Below are 15,049 nucleotides of genomic sequence, written 5' to 3'. Positions count from 1 at the left end.
ACTCGGTGCAACGTCGAACGGTCGCGAAGCCGACCCTACCGATCGGACGATAATCGGACGAAAGAGAGCGGTTCGGCGATTCCGTGACAGGTCGAGACGGACAGTAACGGACTACAACCGTATCAGGGCCAGAGTCCTCTAATCTCGTGGGCTTCGGCGATTCGGGAGAGCGCGACGACGTACGCACCGTCGCGCCAGGTAATGTCTCGATCTTCGACCTCCTCACGAACCGCATCCCAGGCCGCGATCATCTCTGCCTCGAGTTCCTCGTGGACTCGGTCGAGGGTCCACCGACGGCGGTTGATGTCCTGTAGCCACTCGAAGTAACTCACCGTCACGCCGCCGGCGTTGGCGAGGATGTCGGGAATCACCTCGATCCCTCGTTCCTCGAGGATGGCGTCGGCGGCGAACGTTGTCGGACCGTTGGCTCCCTCGACGATGAGGTCGGCCTCGACCGCGGCCGCGTTGTCCTCGGTGAGGACGTTTCCGACCGCAGCCGGAACGAGCACGTCGACGTCGAGTTCGAGCAGTTCCGCGTTCGACAACCGGTCGACGTCGGTTTCCTCCGCATAGCGGGTGACCGCTTCCGGCTCCTCGTCGTGAGAGGGGATCGCCGCGACCTCGAGACCGTCGGGATCGTAAATTCCGCCGTTGACGTCGCTGACCGCGACGACGGTCGCCCCCCACTTCTCGAGCAGACGGGCCGCGTTGGCTCCGACGCTACCGAAGCCCTGTACCGCGACCGTCGTCTCCGAAAGCGGGTACTCGTAGTACTCACACGTCTCGCGCGTGACGATGGCGACGCTCCGGCCGGGAGCTTCTTCTCTCCCCTGGGAGCCACCGATCGCGGGCGGCTTTCCCGTGACGACGCCGGGCATCGTCTCCCCTTCCTGCATGCTGTAGGCGTCCATCAGCCACGCCATCGTCTGCGGGTCGGTTCCCATGTCCGGGGCAGGGATGTCGACCGTCGGACCGATCACCGCCCGGACTTCCTGGGTAAATCGCCGCGTGAGTCGCTCCTTCTCGTCGGCGCTCAACGATTTTGGATCGACGACGATCCCACCTTTCGCCCCACCGAAGGGGAGATCCATGACCGCACACTTCCAGGTCATCCACATCGCCAGCCCGACGCACTCGTCGCGGGTGACGTCCGGGTGGTATCGAAGGCCACCCTTGTACGGTCCTCGAACGCTGTCGTGGCGGGCGCGAAAGCCGGTGAACACGTCGACCGAACCGTCGTCGCGCTCGAGCGGGACGGTCACCTCGTGGACGGCCGTCGGGTGGCGAAGTCGCTCGAGGATCGCGTCGTCGATCTCGAGGTTCGACCCGGCGCGCACGAGCTGTCGTCGCGCCGTCTCGAGGGCGGTTTCGGGTTCAGTGTTCGACGATGCCGACCGCTCGTCGTGGGATGAAGAACGCTGTTCAGATACCATACTACTCGATCGGTGTCCGTCGATTACGCATGTCAGCGCCACACTTCGGACACGTCCTGGCGGCCACTGCGTCGACGACGGTTCCACAACCGAAACACTCGTAGGTCGATTCCTCCTCGGGATCGAGTTGAACGTCTTTCATAGGTGCGTACGACGAGCGATTCGGAATCGCAGCGGTCGTCGCATCTAGGAATATTAGGGATATTAAGATGAGGTTATTCGTCAGATAACTAGCGTCGACGATCGCAAGGGGTTCACTATTCAACCCCCTGGGAAACGGTCGCCGGACCGTCGGCTTCCTCGAACACCACCGAGAAGAGTTTTCGCTGGACTGCGCGGACGTGTCGGTAGAACGCCGCCGGTGAGATGTCGAGCGTGTCTGCGATCTCTTCGCCTGTCCGGGACCGCGGTGACTCGAAATAGCCACCGTAGTACGCGAGCTGGACGACCTCGAGCTGGCGGTCCGTCAGTCGCTCGAGAATCTCCATCTGAACGTCCCGCGGGGTCGTTCGCTCGACCGTCCGCTTCGATCGGAGTTCGACGTCCTCGAACGCGCTCGAGACGACGTCGACGCTCCCCTGGACGTCGACGGAACTCGGAACGTCCACGACGAGCCGTGCCGACGACGGCGTCGCCTCGACCCGCTGTAACACGATGCCGTGATCGGCGAGTTGAACGGCGAAAAACGGTCGCGTCAGCTGGATCCGAACGGTTCCTTGAACGGCGTCTCCGCCCGCGTCGTGGCCGGTGCTTACGACTTTCGCGTCCTCGACGGCGACGAGACCTGCGGCTGCTGTGACGACGTCGGACGCCGAAGCCCCGTCGACGGTTGCGAACACCGTCGTCCCGTCCTCGTGCTGTCGAACGCCGCCGTCGAACGCGAGCGAACAGTCGGCGCGTCGAGCGAGGCGTGTAAAGACGAACGCTTCGTCCCGAACCGCGAACTCGAGACGGTTGCTCGCGTTCGACAGGAGCGCGCTCTTGCGTTCGACCGCCGCGATCGCGGAGGCGATCGTCTCGGCCAGTTCTTCGAAGACGGTCCGGGTCACGTCGTCGAACGCGTCCGGCCGGTCGGCGTACACCGTCAACACGCCGTACGTAAATTCGTCGTAAGAGAGCGGGACGGCGAGAACCGACTGGTACTCCGCCGCGAGCGCCTCCCCGCGCCAGGCGTGATCGTGCAGTCCGTCGACGACGTTCGGGACGGACACGACCTCGTCTTCAGTCACCGCCCGCATCGCTGGCTCCGCCGATCCGCCGTCGAGTGAAAACGAGATCGTCTCGAGGTACTCCCGTCCCCGCTGTGGGCCGCCGTGGGCACGCAACTCGAGGCGTTCGCCGGCGACGTCGGACGCACCGATCCAGGCGAACGAGAACCGGTCTGCGGCGGTGAGTCGGTCACACACCGCCCGTTCGATCTCCGGACGCGTTTCGGCCCGGACCAGCGCGGCGTCGATCTCGCGGATGAGTTCGTTGATCCCGTTGAGACGGGTGAGCTGCCGGTTCCGTCGTTTGAGTTCACGATCGCGTTCGCGAAGCGTTCGCTCTCGTTCCACCCGATCGAGTGCGGCCTCGACCGTCGCCGCGAGCAGGTCGGCCAGCTCGCGAGCGATTTCGTCGAACGCGTCGGCCGTTGCAGAGCCCGCGACGAACACGCCGTGGTCGCCGAGCGGAACGAACGCCGCGCTCCGTACGTCCGTCGTCGGATTCGAAAGCGCCGGCGAGTCGGCGACATCTCCGACGAATCGGCTCTCTCCCTCGACGAACACGCCAGCGACGGCGCTCTCGTCACCGGCGCGGTGGACCGGCAAGGGGCCGTGTAACTCCGCCATTCCCGGCGAGTGTGTGACCGGCCGAAGGAGGTTCTCGTCCGCGTCGAACCGGTAGACGGCACTCGCCTCGAGATCGAGAACGTCCGCTGTGTCCTCGACGACGAGTTCCGCGATCTCGCGGCCGGTTTCGGCGTAGAGCAGTTTCCGGGTCGTCCGATGCAAAGCGGTGAGTGCCTCTTCGCGCTGTTTTCGTTTCGTGACGTCGCGACAGCTGTACAGCACCGTCCCGCCCTGAATCGACACTTCGCGGACGTTCACGAGCAGCGTGTGTTCCTGCCCGGCCTTGTCGGTCGCCGTACACTCGACGTTGGTCAGGACACCCTCCGCGGCGAGCTCGTCGCGATCGAACAGATCCGGGCCGAGCAGTTCGTCGATCGTCCCCATCTCGTGGATCTCCTCGTCGTCGTAACCGAAGATGAAGTGGACGTTCGGACAGACGTACGTGAACTCGCCGTCGTCGTCCGTCACGAGGACCGTGTCGGTCATGTGATTGAGCGTGACTCGGTGGAGCTCCTCGGACTCGCGCAGTTCCGCCTCGAGCCCGACGCGTTCGGTGACGTCCTCGACGCGTGCGATCAGCGAAACGATCGTCCCCGCGTCGTCGCGAACGGGCCGGATCGTCATCTCGAGGGGACGCGTTCCGGCTCCGTCGACGACGTCGCCTTCGGCGGCTGTTCGCCTCAGTTCCCGGTGGACGACGTCGCCGGCGGCCGCCGTTTCGACCGCGTCGCGAATCGTCGCTCGGCCGCCGTCGATCCCCGCCCACAGCGACAGGGTTTCGAACGGGCGGCCGTCGGCGTCGGCGTCGACCACCTCGAGTGCAGCCTCGTTGGCCCGTCGAACGCACCCGTCGGGTTCGAGGAGCCACGACGGAGCCGCCGACTCGTCGAAGATGGCCTGGAACCCGCGGGCTCGAGAGCGCCGGGCCCGCCGCCGTCGCCCGGCGTCGAGCGCTCGCTCGAGCGCCCCTGCCAGTTCGGACGGTCGCCGGTCTGCGGGGACGTACTCCGTCACACCGGCCGCGATTGCTTCGCTCGCGAGGGATTCGTCCCCGTCGGCGGGCGCGAGAACGACCGGCAGGGTTCGATCCCGTTCTCGGATCGCCTCGAGCAACTCGAGGCCGGTCCCGTCGGCTAGTTCCTGGCCGGTCAGGACGCACACGACCGACCGGTCGTCGAGACACTCGAGCGCCGCGTCCAGACTCGAGACGGTCGTCACGGTTCCCGCGTCAGCGTCGGTATTCGTGGCGTTCGGGGTTCGATCGCTCGAAACCTCGGCCAGCGCAGCGTCCGCGTCCGGCCCGTCGACTCCCGCGACGAGAAGCTGACCGTTTCCGATGGCCGATTCGGAGACCATTCATCGCCCCTACGGGTTCGGCCTGATAGAAAGCATCGGTCCGTCTCGGTGAACGATCCGGTCACGCGTACTTCGACCAGACGTCCCGCATCGGAATCCAGCCCTCTTCGGGATCGACGTGTCCGCCGAGAACGGCGTTCAGGACGGCACCGAGCAGGAGACAGAGACCACCGAGGTAGACCCACGTCAACACGAGCAAGACCGCGCCGAGGATTCCGAAGAGGGCGACGCTCTCGGAGGTCGCCACGTAGATCCGGAATCCGACGGCCAGCACGGTCCAGGAGAGGGCGGCGAAAACCGTCCCCGGAATCACCTCCCGGAGCGAGACGTCGGGCTGGGGAAAGAGGTAGTACATCGGAACGAAAACCACGGTCAGAACCACCACGAGGCCGACGGTGCTGACGATCGCCGCCGGAACGCCGTCGACGAGCACCGAGAAACTCACGCCGACGACGCTGACCAGCGCGACGCCGGCAGCGATCGTCGCCGTCACCAGTACGGTGTTGACGATCGTCACGATCGTGACGGTCGTCGCCGCGCTCACGTACGACACGTCTCGGCGGGAGCCGTACACGTCAGTGAACGCGCTGTTGACCGCCTGAAACAGCCGCGTCGCGCTCCACAGCAACACCACGAGCGCGAGCAGCGCCGCGCGGGTCCGATCGACGCTCCCATCGGCAACTTCGTCCATCCCGCTGTCCGTCACCATCCCCTCGAGCCCGCTCGCCGCCTCGAGCGCCTCGACCAGCGGCTCGAGCGAGTCCAGAAGGGTAACGCCGACGAGCAACAGGATGATCAACGGAACGAGCGTGTTGAACGCGTGGTAGGCGAGTCCCGCGGACTTGACGCTGATCTGGTGTTCGCGCGCGACGGCCGCGACCTCACGCACCAGCGTGAACGGACCCGAGTCGGCCATGACTCGAGGTCGACGCCGTCACGGAAATCGCTTGGGCCGGCACGACTCGGTGAAGCACCCCTGGTGGCTCGCGGTGAGCGTCGTTCAGACGGCGTTTCGATGCAGGGACGTTCTGATGCAGGGACGGTTTGATGCAGGGTAATGGATAGATCGCCGGCCCCCACACATCGAAACCACCATAGTTGTGGAAGACTGCACAGCAGACATGAACAGAGCCGAGAAGGCCGCCCTCCAGTTGCGGGCCGTCGACGTCTTACGGATGCTAAAGGAGACGCGAACCTACGACGAACTGGCCGAGACGACGGGTCTTCCGGCCGGGGACCTCAACCGCTACGTCAACGGTCACGTCCTCCCCGGAATCGACCGTGCACACGAGGTCGTCGAGGACCTCGGTCGGACGGCGCTGGCGGAGGAACTCGACGCACGGATCCGGGTCGACGACGAGGGCTACGTCGACAACACCGCCACCGTCTTCGACCAGCCGTTTCTCGACCTCGTCGCCCCCGTCGTCGCGAACGGATTCGACTTCGGCCGTCCCGACGTCGTCCTCACCGCTGCCACCGACGGCATCACGCTCGCCGCCTCCCTCGCGAGCTACTACGGCACCCGATGTGCCTACGCCAAAAAGCGCAAAGAGACCGCCGTCGAGGAGTTCATCGAAGCCCGCGAGCGCCTCGAGTCGGGGATCCAGCTCACCTACTACCTCCCCGAATCGGCCGTCGACGCCGGCGAGTCGGTGCTGGTCGTCGACGACCTCATCCGCTCGGGCGAAACGCAGGAGCTGCTGCTGGACATCGTCGAGACGGCCGACGCCGACGTCGCCGGCGTCTTCGCGCTCATCGCGGCCGGCGAAGACGGCATCGAGCGCGCTCGAGGGCGAACCGACGCCCCCGTCGGCTCGCTCACGACCGTCTGAATACGGAGTGGCAGTAGTCGCTCTCGGTGGAACCGCTCACTGCTCGAGGGGAGCCTCGAGCGGATCGTTCCTCGTCGTCCGCCTACACTGCTCGGCGATTTGTCATCTACTCGGCGGTTTCGTCGTCCGCTCGCGATTACGTCGACTCGATGACCACGTCCGTCGGGGTCGAATTGCCGATGTTGTCGCCGACCGGACAGCGTTCCTCGACGGCCGCCGTCAGCGCGTCGAGTTCGTCCTCGTCGGCGTTCGACTCGAGTTCGATCGTCACGCGCAGGTCCTGAAACCCGGCTCGGACGCCGTCGGCGTCCTGGAGGAGCTTTCGTGGGTCGAGATCGCCCTCGACGTCGATGTCGACGCCGTCGATATCGATCCCTCGCTCGTCGGCGACGGTGTGGACGACGACGTTCAGACAGCCGGCCCACCCTCCCAGCAGGTACTCGACGGGGTTCGGACCGTCGTCCGTGCCGCCCAGCGATGGGGGTTCGTCGACGACGTATTCGAAGTCTCGCGCCTCGACGACCGTCTTTGTCTCGCTTTCGCTCTCCGCAGAAACCGCGAATCGCTCGGTGTGATCCGTTTGGCTCATCACCTCGTTCGATGGATCGCCGACGTATCAACCGGCCGGTAGCAGACAGATTCTCCGCCCTCTGTGACACTCGCTCGTTTCGGGTTATACGGGAGGGAGCCGTCTCTGGACCGTCTACAACGATATCGGCGGTTTCGGGAGCGTCTCACAGCGACGTCACCCGACCGCCGACACCTACGCTGACTTGGCCATCCGCCTCCAGGTGCAATGCGACGAGTTCGTCGCGGGAAAACGGATCTCGATCGGGGTGACCTACCGACCCGCCGACATATCGCCGCTCGCCGAACCCGGCGGCGACCGATTCGCGAGGACTGGCACTCGAGACAGCCTCGTAGAACGGGGGTACTCGAGGACCACCTTCACCCCAAAAGCGAGCGGAGAACAGCGACGCTGGGGCCCGAGCGTCGCAGTCGATATTCACGAACTCGAGACGACGACTACTCGAGGTGATAGGTGGTCGAACCCCTGCCTACTTGATTCGCTCACCGCAGTGTGGACAGTACTCGTACTCCGAATCGTCGTCGGTTTGTTCCATAAATCCCGCCGCGAGGATCGACGCCGGTAGCGCGAACAGGCCGATTCCGAGTAGCGCGATTACCCCGGTCAGAAACTGTCCCAGAGGCGTGACCGGCGTGACGTCGCCGTAGCCGACGGTCGTCAGCGTGATGAACCCCCAGTAAAACGAGGCGGGGATCGACGAGAAAACCTCCGGCTGATAGGGGTGTTCGACGAAGTACATGACACTCGAGGCGAGTGTCAACAGCAACAGGTTTGCAAACAGTGCGAGAACGAGTTTCTCTTTTTTCTCGTAGAACACCAGGCCAAACGATTGCAGGGCACTCGAGTACCTGACGAGTTTAAGCAACCGGAAGAGACGCACCAGTCGGATCGCTCGGAGAAACCGAAGGTCGGTCTGCATCCCCGCAGCGGAAAGGTAAAACGGCAGAATCGCGATCAGGTCCACGACGAGCAGGGGACGACTCGCAAACCGGACCCGTCCGGAAATCGGTCCCTCGAACGTTGGATCGTCGACGGCAGCCCACACGCGTCCGACGTACTCGAGGGTAAAGACCGCGACCGAGAACAGCTCGAAATAGTAAAAGAACGGACCGTACGCGGTGGCGACGGAGTCGACTGTTTCGAGGATTACCGCCGCGACGTTGGCGGTAATGAGCGCCATGATGAACCAGTCGGTATAGTACCCGATCGTTCCACCCAGTTCCGGTTCGAATAACTCGTGCGTTCGACGACGGGCGTCCGTATACCGGCCGGCACTCATACGACTGGTATTCAAGTAGAGTGATATGAGAGTTCTGATCGGACCGCAAGCGTCCCGTCAGGTTCACTGCCGGCGGTTACGAACTGACTGTCCCTCGAGGAAAGAATGTGCCTGTTACCGGACGATCGTCACGGGCACCGGCGAGCGACGGGCGACGTTCTCGGCGACGCTACCGAGCAGGATGCGACTCGCGCCGGTTCGTCCGTGGCTGCCGATGACGACGTGGTCGACGTCGTGCTCCTCGACGTAAGCGACGATCGATCGGGAGACGCCGCCGATCATCCGCTCGGTCTCGAGGTCGTGTTCGAACTCTTCGGCCCGTTCGCGCGCCCGCTCGAGGATGTCTTCGGCGCGGTTCTCGTGGTGTGTCTGGATCTCGTCGTAGTTCGCCATCGCGCCGCCCTCGATACCCGTTGCCGCGTAGAAGTCACCCGGGTCGATCACGTTCAGGGCAGTGATTTCGGCGTCGGAGTACTCCCGGCAGGCGAACTCGAGGGCGTCAGTCGACCGATTCGAATCGTCGATGGGGACGAGTACGTGCTTGGTCATAGCTCCGACTACGGCAGTTCGTCGCATAAAATCCCACCATAATTCGCTTTAGCCGGGAACTGATACGGGATACTGTCCGTCATTGCCGGCGTACCCACGACCCGGTTGGCGGGTGCGCCGGGACACAGGGACAGTAATCCGTATGAGTAACGTGGAGAAATCGCGGCGCTTACTTCGCGCGGCCCTGACCGCCGGTGTTCGACGGACGGACCTTCTCGGCACCCTTTCCGCGGGTGTTGAGTCCGCGGTTGGCCGTGCCGGCGTTGGTCAGACCGCGGAACGCGCGGTTCGTGTGGGAGTCGTCACAGATCCAGTTTAGATCGTCGTCGTTCTCGATCGCCGGGTGGTTCGGATCGACGAGGATCACTTCGAACCACTTCTGGGAGCCGTCTTCACCGACCCAGTAGCTGTTGAGCACCCGCAGGTTGGGGTACTTCCGGGAGACGCGCTCTTCACCGATGCGCTGGATGTTCTTGCGTCGGCCGATACGGTTGACGCCCTGGCGTTTCGAGCGTCGACCGGCCTTGTGTCGCTGCTTGCGAGCCGTCCCCTTTCGGACGGAGACGCGAGCCACGATGATTCCCTGTTTGGCCTTGTAGCCGAGTTCGCGCGCTTTGTCGAGTCGCGTCGGGCGGTCGATCCGTTCGATCGCACCCTGTTTGCGCCACTCTTGCTTTCGTTGCCACTGTAGTTCCCCGAGTTTACCGTCGTCGGGATCCTTCCATGCCTCCTTGATGTGGGAGTAGAAGCTTTTTGCCATCGTATATCACCGCGGGCGTTTCCTGGTTCAATCCCCAGCGGGGATCACATCCCGACCTGCGGCAAAGCCGTGCAGGTGCCCACTGATGCCCGCGAACCAGCGAGTCTGTCGGTTCTATCCAGCGTTGAGGTATAAGCGCTTCGAACCGTCGACACGAGTGCCGGCGAAATCCGGGATCACGGTCGAACGGCGGGACCAACGTATTTCACTTCGGGGAGTGTACCCGGTATCATGAGATTCGTTATCGTGGGGTACGGTCGAGTCGGCTCGCGGACGGCGCGGATCCTCCTCGAGGAGGGACACGAACCGGTCGTCGTCGACACCGATCCGGACCGGGTCGAACGGGCCGAATCGGCGGGGTTCGACGCGCTCCAGGGGGACGGCTCGGACGAAGACGTCCTCGTCGACGCCGGGATCGACGAGGCCGACGCGATCGGTGCACTCACGCCGGACCTCAACGCCAACTTCGCGGCCTGCATGGTCGGCAAACACTACGGCTGTCGGACCGTGCTCCGGATCGACGAGGACTACCGAGAAGACATCTACGAGAAGTACGCCGAGGACGTCGACGAGATCATCTATCCCGAGCGTCTGGGCGCAGCCGGCGCGAAAACCGCGATGCTCGGGGGCGATTTCAACGTCGTCACCGATCTCGCCGCGAACCTCCATCTGACGGTTCTCGGAATTCAGGATGGATCACCGGCGGTCGGGAAACGGGTGAGTGAACTGGACCTCCCGGAGTCGACCCGGATCTACGCTCACGGCCGGGCGCGTGAGTCGCTGACGATCCCAATCCCCGGAACGGAACTCGAGGCCGGCGACGAAGTCGCGATCATCACCGAAACCAGCCGTCTCGAGGAGGTACGAACCGCCCTGTTGCCGGAAGCCGGCTGATCGACACCGACAGTCACCGACACCGATCGTTTCGGACATACCGGTGACGCCGCTCGAGGCTCGACGGCGACTGTCCGGCTCGACGGCGACTGTCACGACTCGACGGCGACTGTCTCGATTCGGCGGGATTATTCGGGACATCCACCGACCTCCCAGACACAACAGGAAATAGCGTCAGGTGCGATCCGGTCTGTTCCTCCAGCAATCCCGACGACTGATTCGATCCGATATCCAACGGACGCCCTGTATCGAGCGCCCGTTCGATGCAGTCACTCGATCACCAGCGGGGGTGAAATCGGAAGTGACTCGAAACGGCGCGCGACGGGGGGATGGGGGTGATAACACGGTGCGCGCCGGTTGTACCGATACGTCGGGAACCCATAAAACCGCGTCAGACGGCCGAATGACGTCAGTCAGACGCGGTCATCGATCGTCGTCCGGCCGGAAAACGAGCACGTTCTGGTGGACCATCGACGGGACGAACGAGAACGGATAGCCGTAGACGTGGAGATCCTTGCTGGGATCGTACCAGACGAGGTTCGCCGCGAGCGTCACTGGAGCCGTCGACTCGAGCGCCCGCGCGAGATCGGCCGAGAGGAACTCGTAGGACTGTTCGCGATACATGTCGCCGATGAAGACGACCAGGTGACCGTCCGGAGCGACCGCATCGGTAAACCGGTCGAACTTCTCGGCCATCTCCTCGAGCCACTCCGCTTTCGTTCCGGTCGCTCCCGGATCCTCGTCGACGTCGCCATCTCCGCTCTCCCGGCCACCGTCTCCACGCTCCCGGCCGCCGTCTCCGTCTTTCCCACCGCCGTTGTCGGCTTCGTCGCCCCCGTCGTCGAACGAGCCGAGCTTGCTCTCCCGCGTGGCCCGCTCGTTGCGCGTCTGCTCGAGTTCGTCCATGTGCCAGTACGGAACGTCGGTGAGCAGGAGGTCGACCGAGTCGTCGGGGACGTCCTCGATCAACTCGGCGCAGTCGCCGTGGCGCATCTCCTGGTCGGCGAGCGGAGGGTCGCCGCGCTCGAGGCGCTCCCCGTTCTCGCGCTCGAGGACCGTTTCGTAGATGTCGACCCACCGCCCGTTGCGTTCGAATCCGATCGCCTCGCGGAGTCCGGTCCCTTCGTGTTCACAGAAACTCGCCCCGAGCAGCGTCCCGCCGACGCCGGCGAAGGGATCGAGGACGGTGTCTCCGGCCTTGCTGAATCGACCGATCAGTTCCGCACAGAGCCGGGGCGGCTTCTGGCCGCCGTGTTCGCTCCTGAGGTCGTGTTGGACCGCGGGCGGATACCCCTGTGCGATCACCGACTTCGTCGCGTACTTCCACTCCCTCCCGGTGAGGTCGTTGACCCGATTTCGTTCGTCGTAGATTCCCCGGCCCTCGACGTATCGCTGGTGGTCCGCGAGGTCGTCGGTGTCGATCACCTCGCCGTCCTCGACGGGAAGGGATTCTTCGCGTGCGCGTTCCGGATCGAACTCGCCGTCGTCGTCCGTGAACAGGCGACTCTGCCGATGACGCTCCCCGTCGTCTGCCATGTGCCTCGAGTGGTTACCGGGACCGCTTAACAGTTGTTGAAAATCGCCCGGAGTCGAGTGAGTCGAGAGAGCGGCGTACTCTCGTCTCGGCATGCAGTGCGTTCAGTTTTGCTGTCTCGATGTGCTCGGAAACGTTTGAGAGCGTATCACTCACCCGTTCAGGCTCCAGCATCCCCGGAGGGAGTGATGTTCTGGTTGCGGCTGAACACGTTCGTCGGGTCGTATTCGTCCTTGAGCGCAACTAACCGCTCGTAGGCGGCTCCGAAGGTCGTCTCCATGGTTTTATCGTTGTCCTCCAGAAAGCCAGGGAAATTCAGGTAAATCGAACCATCGGAGAACTGTCGCATGTCGTCCAGACAGTCCCGAACCCACGCAATGTTCGCTTCGTCGTTTGAAGGGTCTTCCCAGTTCGCCTCGACGCCGAGCAGTACTGGTGCGTGCCGCCCGGCGAAGGCGCTCTCCTCGAAGCCGACGTCGGTGATTGCACCACCCAGTTGCCACACGTCGACCGTCGATAACGGGGAGGGGGCGCAGCCAGCCCAGTAGGTGATTCGGTCGATCGCCGATTCGGAGAGGCCATCCAGATACAGCGACTTCCAGTAATACCGCATCCCATCCGGGTAGTCACCGTCGAGTATCTGCTGGAACGTCGTGTAGGCCATCGTCCCGCTGAAGTCGGCGATCGGCTCGGCGAGATGCCGAAGGGGCTCTATCGCCGCCTCGCCGTCTTCCGGTGGCCCAGCATAACACCCCATGAAACCGATCTTGAGATCGTCCAGTACGTCTGGGGCAAACAGGTCCTCGTCGCGCATCACACCGGCAGACGAAAACAGGCTGACTTCCACCGGTGCCGAATCGATGTAGTCCCGATAGGCTCGCAGGCACTCGGCCAGCCGGTCTCCCGGATAGATGACAAAACACGTCGCCACCTCCGGCCCGACGGGGTGAAGCTCGAACTCGAATCCGGTGACGATACCGAAGTTTCCGCCGCCACCGCGAAGTCCCCAGAACAACTCCGGATTCTCATCCTCACTCGCGGTCAGGAACTCGCCATCTGCGGTGACAACGTCGGCTGAGACGAGGTTGTCACAGGTCAAGCCGTACTTACAGCGGAGGTGGCCGATCCCGCCACCGAGGGTGAGGCCAGCTACGCCTGTCTTCGAAACGACGCCGCCAGGTGTTGCCAATCCGAACGCCTGGGTTTCGTGATCGACGTCGGCCCACGTGGCACCGCCCTGGACCCATGCTCGCTGTGCGTCGGGATCGACCCACACCCCGCGCATCTTCGACAGGTCGATCACGAGGCCGTCGTCACAGACGGCCGTCCCGGCGACGTTGTGACCTCCGCCCCGGACAGCCACAGGGAGGTCGGTTTCGTGGGCGAATTCGACGGTCCGGATAACGTCCGCCGTGCCTCGACACTGCGCAATCAGCGCTGGATATTTGTCGATCATCCCGTTCCAGACTGCGCGTGCGTCGTCGTAGTCAGCGTCGCCAGGCTGAACGAGGTCGCCGTGCAGCGTTGCCTCGAACTGCTCGATTTGTTCGTCTTCGATGGTCGGTCGTCCCATATACGCTCAGTTGACTGCGGTGTTGTTAGCCTCATTCACAGAGATACATTCGACAGGATACACAGTGTGTCAGGACGTGAGATGCCTCTCGCGTTGCGAACGATAGAATTACTGTCTGTGCCATACTATACCAAACCAGTGAGTTCCATGGAGTTCCACGACGGAAACCATTCGACCGACGACCACCCCCCGCCTGGGTCACCGGTTCTGGAAGCCATCTTGGAGAATGCTCGAAACAAACAGTATCTCGGCCAACGGCTCGACGCTGCCGGCGAGCGTGTTGACACGGACCTACTCGGGGATATCGTGCGGCATGGACCCGTTTTGGAAGCGCTTCGTGACGAACCACTCGACCGGCGAGAAATCGAAGAGCGTCTGGACGTCTCGCGGGCAACCAGTCACCGATTGACCCGGTGGCTCGACGAACAGGGCTTCGTCGAAAAGATAGACGGCCGGTTCCAGCTGACCGGACCCGGTGAGGCCGTCGCCGACGAAGTCCTCCGGTTTGAGGCGAACGTGCGCACCGTCCATCGACTCTCACCGCTGTTGGACGCCGTTTGTGAGGATCACCAGGAGTTCGTCCTCGAACCGTTCGTGGACGCGAATGTCACGCTCGCCGAACCAGACGATCCCTACCGGCCGGTGGAACGGTTTCTCTCGTTGCTCGGGGAGTCCGAATCGTTCCGCGGGTTCAACACGACGCACATGGCACCGCTCGTCCTGGGCGAGTTTCACCAACAGATATTCGAGGGAGACGACAGCGAAATCATCTACCTGCCTCCCATCGTCGAGAAGCTATTCGAGACCCATCCCGAGCGCGCCAGAGAAGCAACCGAGAGCGGACACCTAACGTTGCGAACGCGTGACGAGCTGCCGTATGGGCTGGCTATCTTCGATAATCGTGTGGGGATCGGGGGGTACGACGAGGGTACAGGACACATGCAGGTGTTCGTCGACGCGGATTCACAGATCGCGTGCGAATGGGCGGAACGGGTTTACGCCTCGGTCAGAGCAAGCTCCGAGCCACTTGAGGAGAGCAGCAAAATTGGCTGAAGCTCTCCGAGAACTGTGCGTTTTGAAGGGTGTTTGGTCTACAGTCATCAGTCTTGCCGCGACATATATTCAAATTGGACTGAAAGTCCTGCAACGTTCGCGCTGTGTATTCATCACGACCATTTGAAGAGTTGCGCTGATTGGCAAGAGTTCTATCGGGGCACTGTCTAGTTCAGCACCTCCTCGACCGGTGTTCGACCATTGAGCGCTTGATTCGGTCGATCGTGGTTATAATGGTGTCTGAAGCGTCTGAGCCAGCGTCTTGCGCTGGCCGGACTGCCCCGCCAGAAGGAGTGAAAGCGGTCGATCCGCATTGAGACGGTCTGAAACCACTTTTCGACGTGGTTTCGGTCGCTGTAGTTGAG

General features: G+C 63.3%; 14 protein-coding genes. 3 read left to right on the top strand and 11 right to left on the bottom strand.

Features of this window, described 5'->3' with window-relative positions:
* Positions 1-122: 122 nt before the first annotated feature.
* The 4 genes from gdhB to EA473_RS14745 all read right to left on the bottom strand — a co-directional run bounded on the left by gdhB (position 123) and on the right by EA473_RS14745 (position 5,537).
* Entirely contained in the window at positions 123-1,433 is a 1,311-nt protein-coding gene (gdhB, locus tag EA473_RS14760) for a glutamate dehydrogenase GdhB (RefSeq protein ID WP_124196422.1), read from the bottom strand.
* Position 1,434: 1 nt separating this feature from the next.
* Entirely contained in the window at positions 1,435-1,575 is a 141-nt protein-coding gene (locus tag EA473_RS14755) for a rubrerythrin-like domain-containing protein (protein ID WP_124196421.1), read from the bottom strand.
* Between the two features lie 115 nt (positions 1,576-1,690).
* Complete coding sequence (locus tag EA473_RS14750) at positions 1,691-4,621, bottom strand: bacterio-opsin activator domain-containing protein (RefSeq protein WP_124196420.1); 2,931 nt, start codon at positions 4,619-4,621, stop codon at positions 1,691-1,693.
* Between the two features lie 61 nt (positions 4,622-4,682).
* Positions 4,683-5,537 carry a YihY/virulence factor BrkB family protein gene (locus EA473_RS14745; protein WP_124196419.1) on the bottom strand — a complete coding sequence of 285 codons (855 nt, stop codon included), beginning with the start codon at positions 5,535-5,537 and terminating at the stop codon, positions 4,683-4,685.
* A gap of 205 nt (positions 5,538-5,742) precedes the next feature.
* Between EA473_RS14745 and EA473_RS14740 the strand changes: the two genes are divergently transcribed.
* On the top strand, positions 5,743-6,453 hold the full coding sequence (locus tag EA473_RS14740; RefSeq protein WP_124196418.1) for a phosphoribosyltransferase family protein: 711 nt from the start codon (positions 5,743-5,745) through the stop codon (positions 6,451-6,453).
* Positions 6,454-6,589: 136 nt separating this feature from the next.
* Here EA473_RS14740 and EA473_RS14735 read toward each other — a convergent pair whose 3' ends face one another.
* The 4 genes from EA473_RS14735 to EA473_RS14720 form a co-directional block, all read right to left on the bottom strand.
* On the bottom strand, positions 6,590-7,042 hold the full coding sequence (locus EA473_RS14735; RefSeq protein WP_124196417.1) for an OsmC family protein: 453 nt from the start codon (positions 7,040-7,042) through the stop codon (positions 6,590-6,592).
* 469 nt (positions 7,043-7,511) lie between these two features.
* Complete coding sequence (locus EA473_RS14730; RefSeq protein ID WP_124196416.1) at positions 7,512-8,321, bottom strand: ion transporter; 810 nt, start codon at positions 8,319-8,321, stop codon at positions 7,512-7,514.
* A gap of 114 nt (positions 8,322-8,435) precedes the next feature.
* Positions 8,436-8,870: a universal stress protein gene (locus tag EA473_RS14725; protein ID WP_124196415.1), complete on the bottom strand. Its 435-nt coding sequence runs from the start codon at positions 8,868-8,870 to the stop codon at positions 8,436-8,438.
* A gap of 169 nt (positions 8,871-9,039) precedes the next feature.
* A complete protein-coding gene (locus EA473_RS14720) occupies positions 9,040-9,630 on the bottom strand; it encodes a 50S ribosomal protein L15e (protein ID WP_124196414.1) in 591 nt (196 codons plus the stop codon).
* A gap of 231 nt (positions 9,631-9,861) precedes the next feature.
* Here EA473_RS14720 and EA473_RS14715 point away from each other — a divergent pair, with 231 nt between their 5' ends.
* A complete protein-coding gene (locus tag EA473_RS14715) occupies positions 9,862-10,524 on the top strand; it encodes a potassium channel family protein (RefSeq protein WP_124196413.1) in 663 nt (220 codons plus the stop codon).
* 423 nt (positions 10,525-10,947) lie between these two features.
* Here EA473_RS14715 and EA473_RS14710 read toward each other — a convergent pair whose 3' ends face one another.
* Positions 10,948-12,060: a DNA methyltransferase gene (locus tag EA473_RS14710; RefSeq protein ID WP_124196412.1), complete on the bottom strand. Its 1,113-nt coding sequence runs from the start codon at positions 12,058-12,060 to the stop codon at positions 10,948-10,950.
* Between the two features lie 158 nt (positions 12,061-12,218).
* Positions 12,219-13,631, bottom strand: coding sequence for an FAD-binding oxidoreductase (locus tag EA473_RS14705; protein ID WP_124196411.1), 1,413 nt, complete (start codon positions 13,629-13,631; stop codon positions 12,219-12,221).
* A 147-nt stretch (positions 13,632-13,778) separates the two neighbouring features.
* Here EA473_RS14705 and EA473_RS14700 point away from each other — a divergent pair, with 147 nt between their 5' ends.
* The gene (locus EA473_RS14700) at positions 13,779-14,684 is read left to right on the top strand and encodes a helix-turn-helix transcriptional regulator (RefSeq protein WP_124196542.1); all 906 of its coding nucleotides are present in this window, start codon (positions 13,779-13,781) and stop codon (positions 14,682-14,684) included.
* 167 nt (positions 14,685-14,851) lie between these two features.
* Here the strand turns inward: EA473_RS14700 and EA473_RS14695 are convergent.
* A partial coding sequence (locus EA473_RS14695) for an integrase core domain-containing protein (RefSeq protein ID WP_165875238.1) occupies positions 14,852-15,049 on the bottom strand: 198 nt, incomplete at its 5' end.

Origin of the sequence: Natrarchaeobius chitinivorans, assembly GCF_003841505.1 — an archaeon.
Classification (GTDB): domain Archaea; phylum Halobacteriota; class Halobacteria; order Halobacteriales; family Natrialbaceae; genus Natrarchaeobius; species Natrarchaeobius chitinivorans.
This window is presented reverse-complemented; position numbering and strand designations above follow the sequence as displayed.

What these genes read in the sequence shown, in the direction of transcription:
- EA473_RS14710 (WP_124196412.1), bottom strand. Translation starts at nt 12,060, where the DNA reads ATGGCAGACGACGGGGAGCGTCATCGGCAGAGTCGCCTGTTCACGGAC.
- EA473_RS14705 (WP_124196411.1), bottom strand. Translation starts at nt 13,631, where the DNA reads ATGGGACGACCGACCATCGAAGACGAACAAATCGAGCAGTTCGAGGCA.
- EA473_RS14740 (WP_124196418.1), top strand. Translation starts at nt 5,743, where the DNA reads ATGAACAGAGCCGAGAAGGCCGCCCTCCAGTTGCGGGCCGTCGACGTC.
- EA473_RS14750 (WP_124196420.1), bottom strand. Translation starts at nt 4,621, where the DNA reads ATGGTCTCCGAATCGGCCATCGGAAACGGTCAGCTTCTCGTCGCGGGA.
- EA473_RS14735 (WP_124196417.1), bottom strand. Translation starts at nt 7,042, where the DNA reads ATGAGCCAAACGGATCACACCGAGCGATTCGCGGTTTCTGCGGAGAGC.
- gdhB (WP_124196422.1), bottom strand. Translation starts at nt 1,433, where the DNA reads ATGGTATCTGAACAGCGTTCTTCATCCCACGACGAGCGGTCGGCATCG.
- EA473_RS14730 (WP_124196416.1), bottom strand. Translation starts at nt 8,321, where the DNA reads ATGAGTGCCGGCCGGTATACGGACGCCCGTCGTCGAACGCACGAGTTA.
- EA473_RS14715 (WP_124196413.1), top strand. Translation starts at nt 9,862, where the DNA reads ATGAGATTCGTTATCGTGGGGTACGGTCGAGTCGGCTCGCGGACGGCG.
- EA473_RS14725 (WP_124196415.1), bottom strand. Translation starts at nt 8,870, where the DNA reads ATGACCAAGCACGTACTCGTCCCCATCGACGATTCGAATCGGTCGACT.
- EA473_RS14700 (WP_124196542.1), top strand. Translation starts at nt 13,779, where the DNA reads ATGGAGTTCCACGACGGAAACCATTCGACCGACGACCACCCCCCGCCT.
- EA473_RS14755 (WP_124196421.1), bottom strand. Translation starts at nt 1,575, where the DNA reads ATGAAAGACGTTCAACTCGATCCCGAGGAGGAATCGACCTACGAGTGT.
- EA473_RS14745 (WP_124196419.1), bottom strand. Translation starts at nt 5,537, where the DNA reads ATGGCCGACTCGGGTCCGTTCACGCTGGTGCGTGAGGTCGCGGCCGTC.
- EA473_RS14720 (WP_124196414.1), bottom strand. Translation starts at nt 9,630, where the DNA reads ATGGCAAAAAGCTTCTACTCCCACATCAAGGAGGCATGGAAGGATCCC.